Genomic DNA, 6,566 nt, shown 5'->3' on the forward strand with positions numbered 1-6,566 from the left:
ATTTTGAGCTATGTATAGCATTTACCACAGCAGGAGCAGAGCACCATGTCCATCGCGCAAGATCGTTTCTGTATTAATCGCAAAATTGCCCCGAATCTCAGTATTGAGAATTTTTTCCGTCTGGTTAAGAAATGTGGCTTAAATAAGGTTGAGCTACGCAATGATATGCCCGGTGGAAAAGTGACTGACGAGCTAAGTACGGCCCAACTCAATGCACTGGCTGATGAACATCAAATTGAGATTGTTACTATCAATGCATTGCAATATTTTAATCTGCCAGAGCAGCGAGGCGAGCTACTACAAGAAGCGGAAAACATGCTCAAGTTGGCACGGGATATCAACTGTCACGGAGTCATTCTGTGCCCGAACTGTAGTGCCAGTGACAGACGTTCAGCCGAGCAAAAAGAGCATGACACCCTGGATGCACTGCGGCTACTTGCCCCCCTGTTTAAGAAATATCAAGTCACTGGATTAATTGAGCCTTTAGGCTTTGGAATCAGTTCATTGCGTTCTCATCTGGTAACACAATCACTGATCCGCACATCGGCCGCCCCCTACCAAATGGTGTTGGATACTTTCCATTACTATCTGAGTGATATCGCTCAGGCCGAGTTTGATGCACATATTGACGTTAATATAATTGGCTTAGTACACCTTTCCGGCGTCGAAGAGAACAGGTTGAAATCCACACTGACTGATGAAGACCGCATTATGCTCAGCGAGCAAGATAAGTTGAACAGTAAGCAACAAGTCGCAAATCTTGAACGTCTGGGTTATCAGGGAATCTATGCTTTTGAACCGTTTTCGTCACAACTAAATATTTGGTCTGAAGCTGATATAGAAAGAGAAATTCGCCAGAGCATGGCTTATTTACAAAGCTAATCAGCCCTACTGATACTGGGGCTGATAACTGACTATTGGGCTTAACATTTTAAAACGGAACTCAAGACATCGGCTCGGGGTGCCTGTTTTCTTAGACATCCCGACATGCTAACTATATTGGCAAAATCACTATCTTCTCTGCTCATTATGAGCAGAATCACGGCTATCTGGCGCTACGATTGCTCCAGCGTACGACCAGGCTAGCTGCACCCGCGAGGGTAATCAGACTAACTACAGCAGTCCATCCCATTTTTTCCAACATCAGGCTGCCTAAAGCTGAACCAACCGCCATCCCAACAAACACACCGGTAAATAACAAGGCATTGAGCCGGCTGCGAGCTGCAGGTTCCAGGCTGTAAATAATGGTTTGGTGTGCTATCAGTGTCGCCTGAACGCCGAAATCAAAACCAATCGCGCTGATGACCATAAGCCCAATCTGGTATTGAAGTGGCAATAGCGGCAGAAGAAATAACGCTGCAAATGAGAGGGTTGCCACACTTGCACCAATCAAAGTAACCCTATGTGGCCCACGGCGATCCGCCAATGCTCCAGCCAGAGGAGCCGCCAAAGCACCTGCGGCACCGGCAAGGCCAAACGCACCGGCAACAGCACTACCAAGATGATAAGTATCTTGTAACATCACTGCTAGTGTTGACCAAAAAGCACTGAATCCGACCGATAACAACCCTTGTGATAGCGCCGCACGGCGCAAGGTTTTAAACTGAAGCCACAAGTGAATCATCGACCTAAGTAGTGCTGGATAACTCAGTGTTGAAGCTGCGGGAACCCGAGGTAAACCGCGCCATATCACCAGCGTTATAAAAATAACTGACAGCGCCGCACCGATATACAGCACCCGCCAACTAAAATATTCGGCGACTAAACCACTCAGCACCCGCGACAATAGAATCCCTAGCAATAAGCCCGTCATTACAGTTCCGACGGTCTTACCCCGTTGTGCTGCTGAAGCCAATGTCGCTGATGCAGGAACAATGTCCTGCGCCATGGTTGCGGCAATCCCGACCACCAAGCTGGTGACTAACAACCCATTGATACCAGAGATAAAACCACTGCACAGCAACGCTGCGGTAAGCAAAAGACCTTTCAATAAAATAACAATCCGACGATCGTGGCGATCACCTAGCGGGGCGAGCAACAAGATACCTAAAGCATAACCAATCTGTGTCAGTGTCGGCACCATACCAACCGTACCTACACTGGCATGCAGGTCGGTACCCATAACACCCAATAATGGCTGACTATAATAAATTGAGGCAACGCTAAGCCCAGCGCCGGTTGCCAACATAAGAACTGTCCGGCCGGAAAGGGTTTTCTCAGGACTATCTAAAGTACTTGGTATGGTTTGAATGGCTGACATGGCGGCTACCTATAATGATATTGAGTCAGTATTTTTGCCTGAGTAGACATGTGTTGGTAGTCGCCTTAAGAGTAAAACTGTTATACGCTTAACGTATGATAGAACCCGGTTTGACTAGCATTGATCGTATAGAGTTAATGCAGACATTTATCCGCATCGTTGAGGCTGGTAGTTTATCGGCAGCAGCAGTACGTCTGGGTACAAGCCAGCCGACGATTAGCCGGCGGTTACAGACACTGGAACGCCTGCTTGGCCTGAAATTATTGCAGCGCACTACGCATGTTATGAAGCTCACCGACGATGGCGAACGCTGCTATTCCCATGCTAAAGCACTGGTTGAAAACTGGCATAGGATGGAGGATGACCTGCGCGGGGCCACGGACGAGCCCAGAGGAGTACTGCGAGTTTTAGTGCCGCACGCGTTCGGGCAAGATCAATTAATCAAACCGCTTAAAGACTATTTAGGCCGTTATCCGAAAATGTCCGTGGAATGGATACTAAATGATCGCCGCCCGGATTTCATCGTGGAAGGTATTGATTGCGCCATTCAAGTTGGAGCCGTCACCGATCCTTCGGTGATTGCGATTCTGCTGGCCGAGGTGCCGCGTATTGTCGTCGCCGCGCCTGAATTGCTCAATGATAAGCCGCTACCGCTACATCCTGACCAATTGCAGGATTTACGCTGGCTGGCGTTAAGCTCATTTTACCGTAATGAAGTCGTCCTAAATCATCAGACGAGTGGTGACATACATCGTTTTTCTATCCAGCCACAATTGAGTACCGACAGTCTGTATGCCTTACGTAATGCCGCACTCGCGGGGGTCGGGGTAGGAATCGCCTCAACGTGGGTGGTAAGCGAAGATCTTGCACAAGGGCGGTTAGTACATCTAACTCCCAATTGGCACGGATTACCTTTGCCCATCTATCTGGTTTATCCCCATGCCAGTTTTTACCCAGCAAGATTACGGGCATTTTTAGATATTATGCGCCACGCCATGCCGAGTCTGGCTGGCACGCAACCCCCAGCGCAAAAATAGAAAAACCAGCCCGAGGACTGGTTCTTGATAATGACAGATACCTTTTAAGGATTGTGCAGATAAAGCAATTAATTCTATCGCAGCCATCCTTCATTGGTGAAAAGCTTAGCGCCTTCCGTTGTAGTCAAATAAGCCATGAATTGCGCCGCACCTATATCTGCTTTCGGTGAAATTGCCATATTGAAGTCGCGGTAAATTCGTCTTTCCGGCTCAATAGTCACCATATCGACTTTATCCGCGTTAGCAATCGGCCAGTCACTCCAGGTGATCCAGGCATCTGCTTTTAACCGTTGGAAGGCCTTAAATGCAGCACCACTTCCCTGCTCATAGGCCACGATATGTGACCGTACTTGTTTGATATCTTCCAGCCGGCCCAAACGCCCGGCAATATCTTCCCACAAACCGGTACCTGAGGTGTTGTAGGTTCCTTTACCTTCGGTCACCACAATTTTGACCGGTTGTTTGATCAGATCCTCAAAACTCTTAATATTTTTAGGATTACCTTTTGCTACTGCAATCACTGCCGGATGAATAAACATCGGCACAACATCCTTGCTGGCCACAAAAGGATAATTCTCCAGATACGCCGTCATCGATTGCTCTGAAGCACTGAAAATAATATCAGCACGTTGCTGGGCATCTTTTGACCATTTCTCCTCTGGTCCGTAGATTATTTCCACACGTTGTCCGGTCTTTTGCTGAAAACTCTCTGCGGCTTTTATCAACGCGGTGTGAGGTCCGCCCGGCCCATAGACGCGAACCACGCCATCGTTGGGTTGATGGATGATATTAGTATCGAGAAATTGGCCGCTGGCGTAGGACAGCGCCGATGCCATGATACTCAGTGTTCCAATGATTAACTTTCTAATTTTCATCAACTATTCTCATCGTTATACCGTTGAAGCAGACAGTTCAATACAGGTACCTTTGAACAGAACCTTGCTTGCAGGATTATTATTTGCCGTAATGAAAAGCTCACTGCTGTTTTTGACAGTATTCCATTCCGTTGGCGTGAGTAATTTAGGGACGGTTAAATCAGTAAATCGCCCTAATAACACCGTCTGACCGGTATCTTTATTTCGTGCCCATAACATGGCTGTTTCCATTCCTGCATCGGTTGACTGATGACGGGCATTCCATTTCAAGCGAATACTTGATTCCCCTGGTTTGTCACCTTTGTAAGCCATCAGGACAAAGTGGTCGGCCTTTTCTGCGGACGACATAACTGCGATATAGCTGGGCATGGCGACTTGCGGCTTGGCCATAAACAACATAGTGCTGGAAAACAGCAATAACAGTGCCGCGCAAGCGAGCGACAATGTTGGCCACTTTCTTTGCCCCAACCATGCCCACAACCCCGGTTTTACTGGTTGTCCCAATGTGGTCTGAATATTTTTCCATACCCATGAAGGGGGCTTATCTGATGTCATTGGTTCCAGTCCACTTAAACGTGAATGCCACTGCATAACCAGCTCATACCAGCTTTCATCTTCCGCCATCAGAGATTCAAGACGTTTTCTGGTTTTGGGGGATAATGTGCCAAGTAAATACTGACTCACCAGATGTTCCCGGATGATTAAATTGCGATATCGACCCGAAGTTAAGTGTCCATGCATTGTTTTAACTCCTTTAGGCCGCGCCGTATCCACGATTTGACCGTGCCCAACGGACGCGCCAATCGTTCAACAATTTCCTCATGGGAATAACCATGGATATAAGCCAACCTTATCGCTTGCCTTTTTTCTTGTGTCAGCGAAAAAATACAGCGATTTAAAATGGCAAGGTGAGCTGCGGTATCGGTTTCATCTTCTTTCCCCACTTCCGATAACATGTCTGCCTCTTCAAAACTAGGATGATGACGGCCATGCTGTCGGACATGGTCAATAGCCAGATTACGCATTAATTGACACATCCAGGCCCAGGGATAAGTTGTTGGGCTGCGGTCAGCAGCAAACCAGACTTTGAGATACCCCTCTTGTAATAGCTCGGCGGCAATATCTCGATCAGCCACAATTTTCATGATTAAGCCGTATAACTTGCGATTAGTTTGGCTATATAAGGTTTCAAAAGCCTGCCTGTCTCGGAGCTTGATCCGAGAGAAAAGTTTCTGTAGTTCTTCATTTGCTGTGACCACAATAACCTCAGACGCGTTATTTAAAGATGAACCAGATGCCAGACATCTTTTATCTGATCACCCGTGATATCACCGGGTTGTTTATCTTTAATCCAAGAATATAAAGGCTGGTCCTGATAGGCCCACTGATAGGTACCATCTTTACGTGCAACAACGCTGAACGGCGCACTGGCTTTGTCATCTTTTTGGGCTGCTAACGGCGGCCAATTTGCGGCGCAATCTTCATAGCATACCGATATCCCTTTGCTGTCTTTAGAGAAGGTATAGAGCGACATATTGTCTTTATTGGCTAAAATCTTGCCGGAGTCGGTGGTGTAAACTTTGACCGGCGCCCTATCTGCACGGGCAAGTGACCATATATTCTTAAAGCCCGCTCCGGTAATATCCCCAGGCTGTTGATCTTTATGCCAGAGATAAAGTGGGCGATGGTTCAGTGTCCATTGCAGACTACCATCCGCACGTTTAATTTTATCCAGCCCAGGGAGTTGAGTGGCATTATCTTTTACCAACAACGGTGGCCAAGCCTTGGCACAATCCTTGTAGCAATTGGACAAGTCTTGCTTGTCATTATCGAAGGTATACAGGGTCATACCTTTACTGTCGGTATAAACTTGTCCTAACGTAGTCTCTTTTACTGCGACATCAGAAGCCAGAGCCGAGAATGCCAGTAAGCCGATCATTGCAGGTAGCAAGCGGAGTTTCATCGTTGATATCCTTGTTGTGTGTTTGATTACTCTGATAGAGACGTTCAGGTGATCATTTTGGATGCACTCAAAGGAAAATATTTTTGAATTTATGTTTTTGCTGCAATAGCAGATGAGCTCAATACTGCATAGCTCCTACCTTTGATATTAGGTTAATATACGGGTATACGACGCAATTTTTCTCGTAACTCACTAATGGATATATAAACTTCAGACAGTTATTAATTCCCCCCAGATACAAACACCCACATTATTTAATGATATTAAAATTGCAGTACGTATCCTGTGGTGAGTCATATTTCTATATGTAAGCAGTGATTTTTATATGTTTCATTCTATATAGGTCTAGCACTAGCAATTTATATACTGCCATTCCCCCGTCATTATCTATATTACCAGGCCTTTCGCCATGAATGATAATGATTATCATC

Annotated in this window: 7 protein-coding genes; 2 read left to right on the forward strand and 5 right to left on the reverse strand. The window is 46.5% G+C overall.

All coding sequences use genetic code 11. The annotated features are described in order from the left end of the window. Window positions 1–45 precede the first annotated feature (45 nt). Entirely contained in the window at window positions 46–882 is an 837-nt protein-coding gene (locus V1952_RS19045) for a sugar phosphate isomerase/epimerase family protein (protein ID WP_420072279.1), read from the forward strand. A gap of 163 nt (window positions 883–1,045) precedes the next feature. Here V1952_RS19045 and V1952_RS19050 read toward each other — a convergent pair whose 3' ends face one another. Continuing rightward, a complete protein-coding gene (locus tag V1952_RS19050; RefSeq protein WP_420075321.1) occupies window positions 1,046–2,260 on the reverse strand; it encodes an MFS transporter in 1,215 nt (404 codons plus the stop codon). 95 nt (window positions 2,261–2,355) lie between these two features. Here V1952_RS19050 and V1952_RS19055 point away from each other — a divergent pair, with 95 nt between their 5' ends. Beyond that, entirely contained in the window at window positions 2,356–3,297 is a 942-nt protein-coding gene (locus V1952_RS19055) for a LysR family transcriptional regulator (protein WP_420072281.1), read from the forward strand. 74 nt (window positions 3,298–3,371) lie between these two features. On the opposite strand, the gene V1952_RS19060 is transcribed toward V1952_RS19055, so the two are convergent. From V1952_RS19060 to V1952_RS19075, 4 genes are read right to left on the reverse strand one after another with little or no spacing between them, the layout of a single operon-like run. Further along, entirely contained in the window at window positions 3,372–4,172 is an 801-nt protein-coding gene (locus tag V1952_RS19060; protein WP_420075322.1) for a substrate-binding domain-containing protein, read from the reverse strand. 15 nt (window positions 4,173–4,187) lie between these two features. Then, complete coding sequence (locus V1952_RS19065; RefSeq protein ID WP_420075323.1) at window positions 4,188–4,913, reverse strand: hypothetical protein; 726 nt, start codon at window positions 4,911–4,913, stop codon at window positions 4,188–4,190. Beyond that, entirely contained in the window at window positions 4,898–5,431 is a 534-nt protein-coding gene (locus V1952_RS19070; RefSeq protein WP_420072284.1) for an RNA polymerase sigma factor, read from the reverse strand. The genes V1952_RS19065 and V1952_RS19070 overlap by 16 nt, the downstream gene beginning before the upstream one ends. A gap of 20 nt (window positions 5,432–5,451) precedes the next feature. After that, window positions 5,452–6,135 carry a hypothetical protein gene (locus tag V1952_RS19075; RefSeq protein ID WP_420072285.1) on the reverse strand — a complete coding sequence of 228 codons (684 nt, stop codon included), beginning with the start codon at window positions 6,133–6,135 and terminating at the stop codon, window positions 5,452–5,454. Between the last annotated feature and the right edge of the window lie 431 nt (window positions 6,136–6,566).

Source organism: Yersinia sp. 2542 StPb PI (genome assembly GCF_048593855.1).
GTDB lineage: Bacteria > Pseudomonadota > Gammaproteobacteria > Enterobacterales > Enterobacteriaceae > Yersinia > Yersinia enterocolitica_E.

Coding starts and splice junctions, on each gene's coding strand:
- V1952_RS19075 (WP_420072285.1), bottom strand. CDS start 6,135: ATGAAACTCCGCTTGCTACCTGCAATGATCGGCTTACTGGCATTCTCG.
- V1952_RS19055 (WP_420072281.1), top strand. CDS start 2,356: ATGATAGAACCCGGTTTGACTAGCATTGATCGTATAGAGTTAATGCAG.
- V1952_RS19065 (WP_420075323.1), bottom strand. CDS start 4,913: ATGCATGGACACTTAACTTCGGGTCGATATCGCAATTTAATCATCCGG.
- V1952_RS19060 (WP_420075322.1), bottom strand. CDS start 4,172: ATGAAAATTAGAAAGTTAATCATTGGAACACTGAGTATCATGGCATCG.
- V1952_RS19050 (WP_420075321.1), bottom strand. CDS start 2,260: ATGTCAGCCATTCAAACCATACCAAGTACTTTAGATAGTCCTGAGAAA.
- V1952_RS19045 (WP_420072279.1), top strand. CDS start 46: ATGTCCATCGCGCAAGATCGTTTCTGTATTAATCGCAAAATTGCCCCG.